Origin of the sequence: Prevotella sp. P5-64 (assembly GCF_002251285.1) — a bacterium.
In the GTDB taxonomy this organism is placed as follows: domain Bacteria; phylum Bacteroidota; class Bacteroidia; order Bacteroidales; family Bacteroidaceae; genus Prevotella.
Genome location: NZ_NPJK01000076.1, coordinates 49308 through 63603 on the forward strand (window position 1 = coordinate 49308; position 14296 = coordinate 63603).

Sequence of the window (14296 nt, forward strand, 5' to 3'; positions counted from 1 at the left end):
ATGTGCAAAGTTACGTATTATTTCCGACACGAGGCTTATCCCGAGGTTAAAATCTCTTGTAAAAGAGAGAAATTAGCCCTTCCCGCCACCACTTCAGCCACTCTCGGGGCGCAGCTCGCCCGGCGCCCTACCCTCTCCACGACCGCTGCGATGACTTCCGGCGGTCGTGGAGAGCCAATGAGCATCAGTGGGATGGACCTCGGCTGGCTCGTGCCTTCCGATACGTGGTCACGTGCCTTATGATACGCGGTCACGTAACTTACGATACGAGCCCTCGTGACTATTGATACGAGCCAGCAAGGGCGGTCACGGTGTGGCTGTAGCTGTCTTCCTGTGCGCTTGGGTTAGACTGTGAGCTGACGAGGATGGTCGGGGGATGGCGTATAAAAAAACATAAGTTTTTCCTTTGCATTGTTTTCACCTTGCACTACCTCTACGGCTGTCGCCGTGAAGGTAGGCGTCGGTTCGGAAATAAAAATAAAGAATTTATTTTGTATTTCTCTCACCTTTTAGCCTACCTTTGAATAAGGTAGGCTGCGTCTCAACAATGCCAGTAAAAAACATTCGTTTTTCCTTTGCATTGTCTTCGACTTGCACTACCTCTACGGCTTTCGCCGTGAAGGTAGGCGGCGGTTCGGAAATAAAAATAAATGATTTTATTTTGTATTTCTCTCACCTTGCACTACCTTTGTACCATGAAAGAAATGATGTGTGTATGTGTGGGAAGCTGCTTCGGCGGCTGTCTGCGTTATCTCGTGGGCCGATGGATGGAGCTCTGGGTGCCGGCAGCGTCGTTTCCCTATGCCACATTGGCGGTCAATGTGGTGGGGTGCTTCCTGATAGGCGTGTTGGCGGCGATGGCCAATGTCGGCGGAATATCGCCTATGGCCAAGCTCCTGCTGGTGACGGGGTTCTGTGGAGCCTTCACCACCTTCTCTACATTCATGAACGACAACCTGCTGATGGCCCGCGACGGACAGATGCTGGCGGCGCTGCTCTACACCGTGCTGAGCATGGTGCTGGGCATGGCGGCGGTGGTGGCTGGCTATCAGGTGGTAAAATAATGAACTATAACGCGCCCCAGGGCGACAACAATCGATACTGATGAACCAAATCTGCTGTATAGGACATATCACTCACGACCGTATTATCACTCCCCAGCGCACCATGGAGATGGCGGGAGGTACGGCACTTTACTTCTCGTGGGCGCTCCACGCCATAGACCCTACATTCGACTTCAGTCTGGTCACCAAGGTGGGCAACGAGTCGATGGACGAGGTACAGAGGCTCCGCGAGGCTGGTGTCGATGTGACCCGATACGGCTGCCCCCACTCCGTGTTCTTCGAGAATGTCTACGGCTCCAACCTCGACGACCGCCGGCAGCGCGTGCTCGCCAAGGCAGAGCCATTCACCATCGACGAGCTGATGCACACCTCTGCCCGTGTCTATCATCTCGGCACGCTGCTTCCCGATGATTTCTCGCTCGACACCATTGCCTGGCTCCGCCAACGTGGCATCGTGTCTATCGACGTCCAGGGCTATCTGCGCCAGGTGGTGGGCGAGGACGTGGTGCCCATAGACTGGGACCAGAGCCGCTCGCTGCTTTCTCAGGTCGATGTGGTGAAGCTCAACGAGATGGAGATGCAGGTGGTGACGGGCATGACAGATGCCCACGAGGCGGCCCGCTACATCGCATCGATGGGCGTAAGCGAGGTGGTGCTCACCTTTGGCAGCATGGGCTCTATGATTTATGCCGGCGGCAGCTTCTACGATGTTCCGGCTTACGCTCCACGAGAGGTGGTCGATGTCACGGGCTGTGGCGACACCTACTCGGCGGGTTATCTCTATGGTCGCTCTATGGGCATGGATTATGGCGAGGCGGGCCGGTTGGCTGCCGCCATGTGCACACTCAAGATAGAGCGTGCCGGAGTCTTCACGGGCAGTCGTGAAGATGTAGACAGAATATTGCAGGGTTAGCCGCGCAACAGCCGTCCGATGATGCGGCTCACCTCATCGGCGGTGATTTTTCGGATATGCTTGTTCTCTATTTTCATCAGTTCGTCGCCCAGTTGTGCGGCGAGCTCCAGGTCGTGTGTACTCATGAGTATGGTCTTGCCCTCGTCGTGGGCGAGTCGGGCGAGGGTCTTCATCACGGCCACCTTGCTGGGATAATCGAGAAAGGCGGTAGGCTCGTCGAGCACGATGACGGGCGTATGCTGTGCCAGGGCTTTGGCTATCATCACCTTCTGGAGCTCGCCGTCGCTCAGCTGGCCCATGCGTCGGGTAGCGAGCGGGGCTATGCCTACCGTCTGCATTGCCTCGCTGACGAGGCGGCGGTCATCGTCGCTCAGCCTGCCCCAGAACCCCGTGTAGGGGGCTCGGCCCATGCCCACCATCTCTGCGGCGGTGAGCGAGGGGGTGAGCGGACGGTCGGTGAGCACCACGCTCACGAGGCGTGCCACCTCGGCGGCGCTCATTGTGGTGATGTCGCTGCCGGAGATGGTAACCGTGCCCGCTATGGGTGGCTGAAATCCGCACAGCGTGCGCAGGAGGGTCGACTTGCCTGCACCATTGGGACCGAGCAGACATACCAGACGGCCACAGGGCAGCGAGAGGCTGATGTCCTCGACTACTCTGTGGCCGCGATATCCTACGGTGAGACGGTTGGTCGTAATGGCTGTCATGGTGGGGGTCACTTCCGGTGGCGTATGTCGCGCTCGGCGTTTCTCGACTCTATCACCTTGGCGATGGTGATAAACCGATAATAGGCGTCGAGCGACGCATTGATAAATCCGGGTACGCCTTTGCATATCTGCCCTTTGAAGAAATAGGCCTTGACGAAGCGGAACAGGGGGTCAAAGACCAGCTTGAAGGCGCCATAGTGCTTGCCGCGCTTCTTCTCGACCTCGTTGTCGGTATACTCATTGGTCTTGTAGACGCGTGTGCGTATCGAGTCGTCGGCCAGATGTATCAACGCCAGTTCGCGGCGACGCCTCGGGATATACTCTATGCGGCCCTGGACGGTGGGGAATGTGTGTACATAAGGCGGCCAGACGGTTCCCTCGCGGATGAAGAAGCGCAACTGGTAGTCGGGATAGGCAAAGAGGCGGTGCATGAAGTATCCCTTTCGCGGTATATACAGTCCTTGTGGGCAGTCGGGTTGGCTGATGCGCTGGTAGAGATAGTCGCGCAACTCGGCGGTAATAATCTCGTCGGCATCGACGACCAGCACCCAAGGGTATAGAGCTGACTGTATGGCAAAGGTTCGGGCTGGTTCGGCACTCTTATGGTCAGCTTTAGGGAATGTAACCACGCGTGCTCCCAGTCTCTCGGCTATGGCCACGGTGTCGTCGGTACTCTCCATGTCGCACACCAGCACCTCGTCAAATCCCTCGGCGGCTCGGATGACCTCTTCGAGCATGGCGGCGGCGTTGTAGGTGTTGATGACCACCGAAATCTTGTGTTCGTTATTCTCCATGACGTGCTGTGTTATTTTCGGGTGATACGGCGCCACAGTTTCTGCAGTTTCTCCTTGACCGAGGGATGCCAGCTGTGGGCGCAGTAGTGTATGCAGTAAGATGCGGGGGTGACCTCGTGGCGGTTGCCGGCGAATATCTCTGAGCGGTAGATCATGATGTTGTCGCTGAGCTGCTGGTCGCGGTCGGCATAGATAAATCCGTATTTCTCGGCGACACGGGCATAGATCTGCGGCGACACTACGTCGGTGGCGAGGGTGCCGTCGGGCTTGATGAATGGCTTGTCCTTATACCAGTCGAGCACATCCTTGATGAAGGGAGAGCCTGGCTCGGCGCCCATCACGGCTGCCTGTATCTGGATGCCCGACACAAATCCCTCCTTGATGCGCTTGCCCTCGCTGTCTATCATCGCCATCGCACCATCGCGCTCTATTTGGATGGGGTGATACTCTAATGACGACATGAAAGAGTGGTTGAGCAGGTCGTCGAAGGGCTTCAGAACCAGCACATCGGAGTCAAGATAGATGCCACCCTCATGGTAGAGGGCGTACATGCGTATGTAGTCGGCGGCGAAGGCCCACTTGCGCTGGCGGATGGCCTCGCGCACATAGTCGGGAGCACCCTCGACATCAAAGTTCTGGGCGTTCCACAGCTTTATCTCGTAATCGGGCATCACCCGACGCCATGTCTTCATGCACCGTTTAATCTTGGCTGGGTACGGGTCGCCGCTCATCCAGCAGAAATGTATCTTCTTAGGTATCATAGTAATACAGTATGTGTCTATATATAAACTTGGTAATTACAAAGTTAAGCCAAATAATCAATTCCCACAAGCATTTTGATGCTTATTTTCATGAGAGTTGTCTTTATTCTCATTCCAGATTTCTTCAGCCAGGTATTTGTCACTGCGGCAGTGCAAGTCGGCAACTCCATCTTCAAGGAGCGGCAGCATATCAGAGTCATAAAACATATCCATCGCCTCCTTCAGCGTGATGTCGTGCATCTCGCTTATCTCCTTGATGATTCGCGCATACTTGGCCTCAAGTATAGCATGAAAGGAATCGTCGTGTACGTTCATAATCGGATACTGCTTTTATAAGTAAGACATCTGTCAATAACTTCTTGGTTACTGATGCAAATCTGGTGATTGACTTTTTCAAAGACAAGTCGCTTCAGGGCTGTTTCTTTGGTAATGTCTCCAGCGAAGAACAGGTCTATGGTGCGGAACACCTTGTCGTTGGCAATTCCACCCATAATGATGTCATAGTTCTCGACATCTCTGCCGGTTCTGCATTGGGCTACAAAGTCAAGCCACTCCTCATTATATTTGGTAAAGGTCTTTACGCGATAAGCGAGGTAAGCCTCGTCCAACTCGTAGATGTTGAGCCAAGCCTCCTTGTTGCGCCGCAGGAAGCGCAGAGCGTATTTCTCGGCCTGCTCTCTGATGGTGGTCATGTAGAAGCCTTTCCCAAAATCCAGAAAAGCCCTTGAGTGAACCACATCCGGCCTGTCTACAATAACGCTTGACGCATGATATACTTCCATTAGCCAATTACTCCTTTTTCTTTCATATAGTCAATCAGGTCTTCGACAAGGTAATCTTTGCCGAAGGTATGGAGGACGTCGTAACTTGGAATGATGTAACCGCTCAATATGCCAGAAGATTTCAGTCGATGATAGACTTCTTTGGGGCATAGGTTCAGCTTGCGCGAGAGGTTACCTATGCAGTAAGTGATAAAGTCTACGGTGTCGATATTCATACTCTTGCTGTTTATTTCCAGTTCCAAAGTTAAGCCATTATTTTCTATTAGCCAAGCAATTTCCATGATTATTTCGCTGCTTATGTTGTATTTATTGTGTAACTTTGTTCCTATATTTATTAATAATGTATATACGAATAACGTATTTAGTCTTGGCGGCGCTGGTGATGATGGCCTGCGAGAGGCCAGCCAACCCGGCAGCCGACAGTCAATTCACCGACGAGCTGCGGCTTGCCACCACACCTGTCAAGAACCAGGGGGCGAGCAGCGTGTGCTGGATGTATGCCATGCTCTCGACCATTGAGACCGACCGGCTCAGCCAGGGCGACTCCGTCAATCTCTCTGTGGCGTTCCCGTTGCGCCGCTATATCGAGGAAGGGGCTGCCGAGGCCATGCTCGGTGGCAGGCGCCACGCCATCACGATGCGCGGCACTGCCTGTATGGCTCTGAGTCTGCTCGACACCTATGGCGCTGCGCCCTACGACAGCTATCCCGCCGAGGGAGTGAACTATGACGCCTTGGCACGTGGTGTCAACGCGATGGCACGCCGTTCACAGTCTCTCAGCCACTTGCGCCGGCAGGTGGGCGATATGCTCGACAGCCGTATGGGTGCTCTCCCCCAGCGTGTCTATATGCTCCATGCCCAATACAGTTTCGGCGAGTTTGCCCGAAGCGTATATGCACAAGACTACCAGGCTCTCACCAGCTTCACCCATCATCCCTTCGGACGCAGGGTGGTGCTCGAGCTGCCCGACAACCACCGCCGCGACAGCTTCCTCAATGTGCCTCTCGACACGCTGATGCACGCCATAGACCGGGCGCTCGACCAGGGCTACGCCGTGTGCTGGGAGGGCGACATCTCTGAGCCCGGTTTCTCCTTCAGCCGTGGTGTTGCCACCCTACCCCACTCTCCCCGCTACGACCAGCAGTTGCGACAGCGCTGGTTTGAGCGCCGACAGACCACCGACGACCACTGCATGTGCATCATAGGCCGTGCCCACGACCGCCAGGGCCGTCCCTACTACATCGCCAAGAACTCTTGGGGCACGGACAATCCGTTCGGAGGCATGATGTACATCTCCCGCGACTATATCAGAATGAAAACCATAGCAATAGTAATCAACAATGAAACTTGTCATATTCGACTTTGACGGCACCTTAGCCGACACCGAGACACTCATCACCCAGACGATGATGAAGACCATCGAGGCCATGCACCTCGAGCCCCGCAGCCGCGAGGAGATAAGGGCTATGATAGGGCTGCCGCTCAAGGAGACCTTCACGCGGCTTATTCCTATGACCGACGCCACCGGAGATGCCTGCGCCCAACTCTACCAGGAGATATTCGCACGCGATAACCAGCCCGGAGTGGTCCAGCTCTTCCCCCACGTGAGGGAGACGCTGCAGAAGCTCTATGACGCCGGACTCACGCTGACCATCGCCACCTCGCGCCAACGCTTCTCGCTCATGGTCTTCCTCAGAGATATGCAGATAGAGCATCTCTTCAGCCACATCGTCACCGTCAACGATGTGGAGCATGCCAAGCCCGCACCCGACATGGTCGTCCAGACTATGGAGCGCATGGGAGCGACGCCCGACGAGACCATGATGGTGGGCGACGCCGTCTACGACATACAGATGGGAGTCAACGCCGGAGTACACACCACCGCCGTGACCTACGGCAACGGTTCGCGCGAGGAGATGGAGGCGTGCGGTGCGCAGCATGTCATCGACGACTTCGCCGACCTGTATCAAGTAATCGTATAAATGTAGCAAGATATGAGAAAACTCTTAGTTATCATCGCGCTGCTGTCGCTGACAGTGTGCGCAGAGGCGCAGAACGCGCGTCAGGAAATCAAGAAGAACCCCCGCGTATCGGCCAGTGGCTATCTGGCTTACCCCGGTCCGCAACACCGGCTTACCCCCGCGCCCAAGGGATACAAGCCTTTCTATCTGAGTCATTATGGACGCCACGGCTCGCGTTACCTTATCGGTACTGCCGACTACGACCGTGCCTATCTTACCCTCATGCGCGCCGACAGTCTGGGTCAGCTCACCGCCAAGGGACGTGAGGTGCTCGACAAGGTGGCACAGATACGTCAGGAAGCCATGCACCGCGACGGCGAGCTCACCCAGCGCGGAGCCGAGCAGCACCGACAGATAGCCCGAAGGATGTGGGAGAGGTTTCCCGAAGTGTTTGAGGGCAAGACCAATGTAGACGCCAAGAGCACCGTGGTGATACGCTGCATCCTGTCGATGGAGAACGCGCTGCAGGAGCTGGTGAGCATCAACCCCAAGCTCAACATCACCCACGACGCCAGCCACCACGACATGTACTACATGAACCAGGACGACAAGGTGCTCTACAAGCAGAAGATGGCGGGTGGCACCAAGGAGCTGCTCGACAGCTTCAAGCGCCGCCACCGTGACGACAGCCACATGCTGGGTCTCATCTTCCGCGACCCCAACTGGCTCGACAAGGCTAAAGCTGACAAACTGGCCGACAGACTCTTCAAGCTGGCAAGCAATGTACAGAGTACCGAGCTGCGCCACCAACTCTCGCTCTACGACATCTTCACCGACGAGGAACTCTACCAGCACTGGCTCTGCAACAATGCCTTCTGGTATCTCACCTATGGCCCCAGCACCATCAATGGCGGAAACCAGCCCTTCTCTCAACGCAATCTGCTCCACAAGATTATATCCCAGGCCGACAGCTGCATAGCTCTGCCCCACCCCGGTGCCACGCTGCGCTACGGCCACGACACGATGGTGATGCCGCTGGTGTGTCTGCTCGACCTCAATGGCTACGGACGCCCCGTGAGCGACATCGAGCAGCTGCCCGCAGTGGGATGGTGCGACTACCGCATATTCCCCATGGCATGCAATGTGCAGTTGATATTCTACCGACGCTCTGTAGATGACAAGGACGTGCTGGTCAAGATACTGCTCAATGAAGACGAGGCGCGCCTGCCTATCTCTACCGACTGCGCACCTTATTACCACTGGAGCGATGTGCGCCGCTACTATCTCGACAAGCTCGCTTCCTACAAGCCGCAGCCACTCCAGAAGTAACCCCCGCCCCCACCCCGATAATGCCAATCGCCGCCATGTCTCTGCTGACATGGCGGCGATTGCTGTCTATGGCCCCGGCCTACTGCGCCTTTGGCTCGGCGGTCCACGCCGTGGGACTTACGCCCGTCACCGTGCGGAACACCTTGGCAAAGTGTGAGTAGTCGGTGAAGCCGCATGCCAGCGCCACGCTCTTGAGCGGCATCTCGGGCTTGGCAGCCATGATGGTCTTGGCGCAGTTGATGCGCGTGATGCGTATGAGTGCCGCCGGCGACTGGTTGATGAGCCCCGTCACCTTGCGGTGCAGCTGTCGGGCGGTGATGTTGAGGTCGTCGGCCACCATGGTCACGGTGATGTCTTCGCCCTTGTTGATATGGGCCACTATGACCTGCTCCACGCGGGCGAGGAAGTGGTCTTCGATGGCGTCGTCGCTCACGGGAGCCTGGGTGATGGTCTGCGCATACTTGTCTCTGAGCATGATACGCTGTTCGAGCAGCTTGGCCACGCGGCTGAGCAGCTCTTCGGTGTTGAAGGGCTTGACCAGATAGGCGTCGGCACCTGCCTTGATACCCTCGATACGGTCTTGTTCGGTCACGCGGGCAGTCACCATGATGATGGGTATGTGGGCGGTGAGGTCGTTGGCGCGTATGGCGCGCGCGAGGGCCATGCCGTCCATGTTGGGCATCATCACGTCGGTGATTACGAGGTCGGGAATTATCTCTCCGGCGCGCTTGAGCGCCTCGACGCCGTCGCGCGCAGCCACCACTTCATAGAAGGGCTCGAGCTGGGTGCAGAGCAGGTCGGCCACATCGGCATTGTCTTCGGCCACCACGATGATGGGCTTGCCCGAGTTGCCTATCTCGGTCTCGGTCACCGGGTCGGCAGAGCGGTTCTGTATCGGCATGACGATGTGGAACGTGGTACCTTTGCCCACCTGGCTCTCGGCGGTGATGGTACCGTTGAGATGGGATATTATCTCTTGTGTCAGCGCCAGTCCTATGCCCGTTCCCTTGGTTTCGCCCATGTCGCCGGTGGTGTAGAACGGCTCGAAGATATGGGCGAGCTTGTCGCTGCTGATGCCATGACCCGTGTCGCTCACGTCGATGTGCAGCCGGTCGCCGCGCTGATAGAGATTGACGCTGATAGTGCCCCCGTTGGGTGTGAATTTCAGTGCATTCGACACCAGGTTGCTCATCACCTTGTTCACGTAATCGGGCACAAAGTCCATCTCGATGGCCTTGTCGTAGTGATACTTGAGCGTCACGCCGCGGTTGGCGGCATAGTCTATATAGGTCTCGAGCAGCATGGCGACCTGGGCGCAGATGTTGCCGTGCTGCCAGTTGGGTTCGCCGATTACCGACTTGACCTTGCTGATGTCCAGCAGTTGGGTGACGAGCGTGAGCAGGCGGTTGCCCTGCCGCTCTATGGTCGACGCCTTGTCGCTGACCGACTGTGGCACCTCCGTGTTTTCCCTGATTTTGCGGCTCAGTCCGAGTATCACCGTCAGAGGCGTCCGGAACTCATGGGTAATGTTGGTAAAGAAGTCTTCGCGCAGCCTGCTGGCCTCTCTCATCATCTCCATGCTGCGGTGGCGCATGCGCTGCACGTAGAGCAGTGCGCTGATGACCGCCAGGAGCAGTATCACCGTTAGCCCGAAGAGCCATGCGCTCTGCTGGCGTATGCGCTTCTCGGTCTGCAGTTCGTTCTGCGCCATGTCTACCATCTCCTGCTGTCGCGTGCGCTCGATGTTGATGCCGATATTGTGTATGCGGTCCAGCTTCTCGTTGTCCAGGATGCTGTCCTGATAGGCGGTGGCGATGAGATGGTGGTCGAGCGCCTCGTGGTAGCGGCCCTGGCGCTGCATGAGCTGGAAGTAGAGATGGTGTACCTCGACGATATGCTCCCACGAGTTGATTTGGCGAGCCGTGGCGTCGGCCCTGTCGAGCAGCGCCAGTGCCTTGGCGTCCTCGTGGGTGTGATAATAGACCGAAGCCAGTGCCAGACGCGGTTCGAGAGCGTGCCAGAGGTCTTTCAGGTCGGTCATCATGCGGTCTGACTGTTCGTATTCGCGCAGCGCGAGGTCGTACTGCTGGCGTCTCTCATAGATATTGCCGAAGTAGAGGTGGCAGAGAGCCATGCCCAGCAGATTGCTGTCCTTCTTGTTGTAGAACATGGACTGGCGGTAGTAGTCCAGCGCCTTCTCGTCATCGCCGCGGGCACTGTAGATGGAGCCCAGATTGGCATAGTTGATGGCCTGGCCCGTGGCACTGCCCAGCTGGTGCTCGCCCTCGAGCGCCTGGCGGAACACGCTGTCGGCGTCGTCGTAGCTGTAGATAGAGAGGTAGATGTTGCCCAGTCCGTTGAGCGCCTTCACGCGGTTCTTGCGCATCTGGTAGGTAGTGTCGGACGACTCGTCGCAGAGGCTGAGCGCCTGGTAGTGGTAGCTCTGCGCCACGTCGAGCATGCCCATGCGGCGGTAGTCGGTGGCAATGTTGTTGAGTGCCTGTATCCACTCGCTGCTGTCGCCCACGGCGCGGGCCATGTCGAGTCCGCGTATGTGGAGTCTGAGAGCCTCGTCGTAGCGGCTGGCGTCGCGCTCCTTCTTGCCCTGCTGGCGCAGCGTGGCAAGGCTGTCGCGTATACTTTGGGTCTCGCTCTCGCTCGGGCTGCCGTGTTGGCAGCAAGTCAGGATAAAGGCGAGTGTCGTGGCCCATAGCAGTCTGGTCAGTGTGTGTAGCATATAGGTCATGGAGTTATCAGATGACAGTATTCTCTTCCTTGCTGCAATATTCGGAAAAATTCGTGAAATGACCAAGCATTTCGTTAGATTTTTCGCAAATAGACACCGAAAAGGTGCAGATTTATTATAAATGTCCGATACATACCACTTATTGTCCGAAATATACCAGTGGTTTGGTGAATAATTGTCGACCTTTGCAGCAGAGTAATGACAGTGGTCATAGAGGTAATTGATAATCTCTTTCCTTATGTGGTTTCAACATCCGTAAATTTTTGCAGGCAATCGTGAGATAACCCTATACAAAATCCATCAGATGACGCAAAGGCCCTCTTTACCTTCGACCGAAGGCAAGGGGGCCTGATTTTTTTGCCCATCAAGGTTGGGGGAGTTTAGCTACCCTTTGCTCGCTTGGGTCTACCCTTCTGCTCGCACCGAGGGTGCCTTGATAGAGCATAGAGCTACCCTTTGAGCGCATGGGTCTACCCTTCTGTTCGCACCGAGCATCACCCCAACAGCATGGAAATTCCCTTTTGCTCGCACCGAGGGCGTCTTGGCTGGCTCGTAACATACGATACGTGAGCTCGTGCCTTATGGTACGCAGCCTCGTGACATAAGAAACGTGGTCACGTGACTTCCGTTACGAGCCGCCCGATGCCCTCTCTCCGCTTGCCAGGCGTCTCTCCGGCTGCAGCAGCTGCTCTGCCTACACGCCGAGCGTCACTCCCGCTTTGCGGGTCGACCTTCTCCGCTTGCCTGAGCGTCTCTCCGGCTTTGCCGACCGACCCTACCTACTTGCCGGGCGTCACTCCCACCCCACCCTGCCCGTTACGGGCGCGCGTATATATAATAAGGTGTTGTCCGGCGAGACACCCAGACGCAGCAAGCCCCTGCATGCCGTGTCGGATGGATGCAGGGGCTTGTCTTATGTCTTGTTGCTTGAGTCTACAGTAGCTCTACCGGCGCTCTGCGGTCGCCACGATGCGCGCCACGATGGCTTCGGGCTCTATCTGCTTCATGCAGGGATAGTTGCCGTGTATGCAGGGCTTGTTGCCGTAGATGCTGCACGGACGGCAGTCCATGTCGAGCTGCACGGCGTTGTCCTCGCTCTGCCTCCAGCCCATGAAGCCGGCGTAGGGATGGGTGGCGCCCCAGACGCTCACCACGGGGGTGGCTACGAGCGAAGCCAGGTGCATGTTGGCAGAGTCCATCGAAACCATCACATCGAGCATGCTCATCAGCGCGAGCTCCTGGCGGAGTCCCTTGACCACGGCCGATGCCACGGTGCAGCCGGGAGTCTGCTCGGCGATGTGGTTGAGCTGTTCGGTCTCCGTCTTTCCGCCTCCGAAGAGGAATATGCGGTAGTCGGGGTGCTGCTCGGTGAGCAGGGCGACCACCTGCTTCATCTGTCCCAGTGGATATACCTTGCCCTGATGGGCTGCAAAGGGCGCTATGCCTATCCAGCGCTGGTTCTCGGGCTTGTCGCCTACCCTCTCTGAACGGTCTGCCGCCGGCGCTTTGCCGTCGGGATAGATGGAGGTGAAGTCGGGCTTGATGGGATAGCCCAACTCGGCGAGCACATCGGCGTAGTTCTGGAATGATGTGGGCTGCTGCACGCGCTGTTTCCCCTCCTGCTGAGTGAGCAGACGCTTGCCGCGGCGGTGCTTGTCTATATGCGCCACGTGGAAACGCCCCATGCAGAAGCGCAGACGCAGATACTTGGTGCGCAAGACGTCGTGGAAATCGGCGACAGCGGTGAAGTGCTTGGCTACAAGTCGGCGGTAGAGGCCGTTGAGGCCATGCAGATTGTGCAGCTCTTCGGTCGAGGCTTCCATGAACCCGACATTGGGCGCGAGGTCGTCAAAGAAGGCGCGCGCGAAAGGTCGGCTCAGCACCGTGATGTGGGTGTGAGGGTACTGGGTGGCGAGCGAATAGACTATAGGCACGGTCATCGCCACGTCGCCCATCGCTGAGAGACGTATGATGAGTATGTGGTCGGTCTTCACTTCTTGCCGTAGAGTATCGGATTGGTTGATGGGTCGTTGTACATCTTCATCTGGCGATATACCTTCATATACTTGCGGCCGGCGGCGATGTCGTCGAGCAGCTGGTTGATGGCAGTGCCGAGGTCTACCTGCTGCTCGAGCAGCACGTTGAGCTTGGCCTGACACTTGGCGCGGTGCTCGGCGTCGGCGTCGGTACGCTCGGCCTGCTCGCGCATATGGTAAATCTTGAGGGCGAGGATGCTCAGACGGTCGATGGCCCATGCGGGGCTCTCGGTGTTGATGGTAGCGTCGGGGGCTATGGTCACGTCGGAGTACTGCTGACGGAAATAAGAGTCAATCTGCTCTACCAGGTCCGTGCGGTCCTGGTTGCTGCGGTCAATGCGGCGCTTCAGCTGCAGGGCTTCCATCGGGTCAATGTGGGGGTCACGGATAATGTCTTCCAGATGCCACTGTACTGTGTCTATCCAGCACTTCAGATAGAGCCGGTTGTCGATAGACTCGCGGTCGTAAGGGTTATTAATGGGTGTATCTACATCGTTCTTAATGTGGTAATCACCAATCGCTTGATTGAAGATGTGATTGCACTGCTCAGTAAATGATGCCATGTTTTTAGTTGTTTATGTTATTATACTTGTATCGTTGTTTAGGGGCGTAAACCTTAATTTTGCAAAGATAATGTAAAATGAAGACAGCGCCAAGCAAACCCCCGACTTTTTATATTTTTCCCCCGTTTTTGCCCAAGCCCCCGCCACAACGCTGGCGCCCATCACGGCATAAGCATCGCTATATATGCTTTATGTGTCAATGGATATCTGCCGTCTGTCCACCCATGATGCGCTGCCCGACAGCCCATCTACTATGTCCGTCTGCCTTTATATTCTATCCATGCACCTATATATTATTTCCACAGCCATATATATTCTATCCATGCACCTATATATTATTTCCATAGCCATATATATTTCATCCATGCACCTATATATTATTTCCACAGCCATAAATATTCCATCCATCCACCTATATAATATATATAAGGTGTAATAGTCTGCCGCCCAGGGTAAGGCCGGTTGGGGTAGGGGTGCTTCCGCCCCACGCGAAGGCCTTAGATATTGGTTATAAAGGGCTATGGCTTGGTAATGAAGATGAAAGTTGCCGTTTTGGAACTTGTCTGCGTTCTTCTGGAGGTCATCTCCCCGCGTTTTTAACAAATTCATTTTGCGCGATTTGTGTCATCAAAAGGTGGTT

At 56.1% G+C, this 14296-nt stretch carries 16 protein-coding genes; 6 read left to right on the forward strand and 10 right to left on the reverse strand.

Going from position 1 to position 14296, the window contains the following annotated elements; translation table 11 throughout:
- From CIK87_RS14160 to CIK87_RS13235, 3 genes are all read left to right on the forward strand, one after another.
- Positions 1 to 243 (forward strand): hypothetical protein, encoded by a 243-nt coding sequence (locus CIK87_RS14160; RefSeq protein WP_144008232.1) that lies wholly within the window; start codon positions 1 to 3, stop codon positions 241 to 243.
- A 461-nt stretch (positions 244 to 704) separates the two neighbouring features.
- Entirely contained in the window at positions 705 to 1064 is a 360-nt protein-coding gene (gene crcB, locus CIK87_RS13230; RefSeq protein WP_254046091.1) for a fluoride efflux transporter CrcB, read from the forward strand.
- Positions 1065 to 1104: 40 nt separating this feature from the next.
- On the forward strand, positions 1105 to 1977 hold the full coding sequence (locus tag CIK87_RS13235; RefSeq protein WP_094387554.1) for a PfkB family carbohydrate kinase: 873 nt from the start codon (positions 1105 to 1107) through the stop codon (positions 1975 to 1977).
- Here the strand turns inward: CIK87_RS13235 and CIK87_RS13240 are convergent.
- Genes CIK87_RS13240 through CIK87_RS13265 form a run of 6 tightly spaced genes read right to left on the reverse strand, consistent with a single transcriptional unit; the run spans position 1974 to position 5263 of the window.
- Positions 1974 to 2684, reverse strand: coding sequence for an ABC transporter ATP-binding protein (locus CIK87_RS13240; RefSeq protein WP_094387555.1), 711 nt, complete (start codon positions 2682 to 2684; stop codon positions 1974 to 1976). The genes CIK87_RS13235 and CIK87_RS13240 overlap by 4 nt on opposite strands.
- 8 nt (positions 2685 to 2692) lie before the next feature.
- The gene (locus tag CIK87_RS13245) at positions 2693 to 3478 is read right to left on the reverse strand and encodes a glycosyltransferase family 2 protein (RefSeq protein ID WP_094387556.1); all 786 of its coding nucleotides are present in this window, start codon (positions 3476 to 3478) and stop codon (positions 2693 to 2695) included.
- A gap of 11 nt (positions 3479 to 3489) precedes the next feature.
- Positions 3490 to 4239 carry a glycosyltransferase family 32 protein gene (locus CIK87_RS13250; RefSeq protein WP_022310942.1) on the reverse strand — a complete coding sequence of 250 codons (750 nt, stop codon included), beginning with the start codon at positions 4237 to 4239 and terminating at the stop codon, positions 3490 to 3492.
- Positions 4240 to 4296: 57 nt separating this feature from the next.
- Complete coding sequence (locus CIK87_RS13255) at positions 4297 to 4554, reverse strand: DUF3791 domain-containing protein (RefSeq protein WP_094387557.1); 258 nt, start codon at positions 4552 to 4554, stop codon at positions 4297 to 4299.
- Positions 4551 to 5021, reverse strand: coding sequence for a DUF3990 domain-containing protein (locus tag CIK87_RS13260; protein ID WP_094387558.1), 471 nt, complete (start codon positions 5019 to 5021; stop codon positions 4551 to 4553). Before CIK87_RS13260 ends, CIK87_RS13255 begins: the two co-directional genes overlap by 4 nt.
- The gene (locus tag CIK87_RS13265) at positions 5021 to 5263 is read right to left on the reverse strand and encodes a DUF3791 domain-containing protein (protein ID WP_254046090.1); all 243 of its coding nucleotides are present in this window, start codon (positions 5261 to 5263) and stop codon (positions 5021 to 5023) included. Before CIK87_RS13265 ends, CIK87_RS13260 begins: the two co-directional genes overlap by 1 nt.
- 98 nt (positions 5264 to 5361) lie before the next feature.
- Between CIK87_RS13265 and CIK87_RS13270 the strand changes: the two genes are divergently transcribed.
- Genes CIK87_RS13270 through CIK87_RS13280 form a run of 3 tightly spaced genes read left to right on the forward strand, consistent with a single transcriptional unit; the run spans position 5362 to position 8311 of the window.
- Positions 5362 to 6387, forward strand: a complete 1026-nt coding sequence (locus tag CIK87_RS13270) for a C1 family peptidase (protein ID WP_254046565.1) — start codon at positions 5362 to 5364, stop codon at positions 6385 to 6387.
- The gene (locus CIK87_RS13275) at positions 6362 to 7003 is read left to right on the forward strand and encodes an HAD family hydrolase (RefSeq protein WP_022310947.1); all 642 of its coding nucleotides are present in this window, start codon (positions 6362 to 6364) and stop codon (positions 7001 to 7003) included. Before CIK87_RS13270 ends, CIK87_RS13275 begins: the two co-directional genes overlap by 26 nt.
- A gap of 12 nt (positions 7004 to 7015) precedes the next feature.
- Positions 7016 to 8311, forward strand: coding sequence for a histidine-type phosphatase (locus tag CIK87_RS13280; RefSeq protein ID WP_094387559.1), 1296 nt, complete (start codon positions 7016 to 7018; stop codon positions 8309 to 8311).
- A 79-nt stretch (positions 8312 to 8390) separates the two neighbouring features.
- On the opposite strand, the gene CIK87_RS13285 is transcribed toward CIK87_RS13280, so the two are convergent.
- The 4 genes from CIK87_RS13285 to CIK87_RS13300 form a co-directional block, all read right to left on the reverse strand.
- Complete coding sequence (locus tag CIK87_RS13285) at positions 8391 to 11048, reverse strand: ATP-binding protein (RefSeq protein ID WP_158216259.1); 2658 nt, start codon at positions 11046 to 11048, stop codon at positions 8391 to 8393.
- Positions 11049 to 12001: 953 nt separating this feature from the next.
- On the reverse strand, positions 12002 to 13051 hold the full coding sequence (locus CIK87_RS13290; RefSeq protein WP_094387561.1) for a glycosyltransferase family 9 protein: 1050 nt from the start codon (positions 13049 to 13051) through the stop codon (positions 12002 to 12004).
- Positions 13048 to 13656, reverse strand: coding sequence for a DUF4254 domain-containing protein (locus CIK87_RS13295; RefSeq protein WP_094387562.1), 609 nt, complete (start codon positions 13654 to 13656; stop codon positions 13048 to 13050). Before CIK87_RS13295 ends, CIK87_RS13290 begins: the two co-directional genes overlap by 4 nt.
- A 267-nt stretch (positions 13657 to 13923) precedes the next feature.
- Positions 13924 to 14265: a hypothetical protein gene (locus CIK87_RS13300; protein WP_094387563.1), complete on the reverse strand. Its 342-nt coding sequence runs from the start codon at positions 14263 to 14265 to the stop codon at positions 13924 to 13926.
- Between the last annotated feature and the right edge of the window lie 31 nt (positions 14266 to 14296).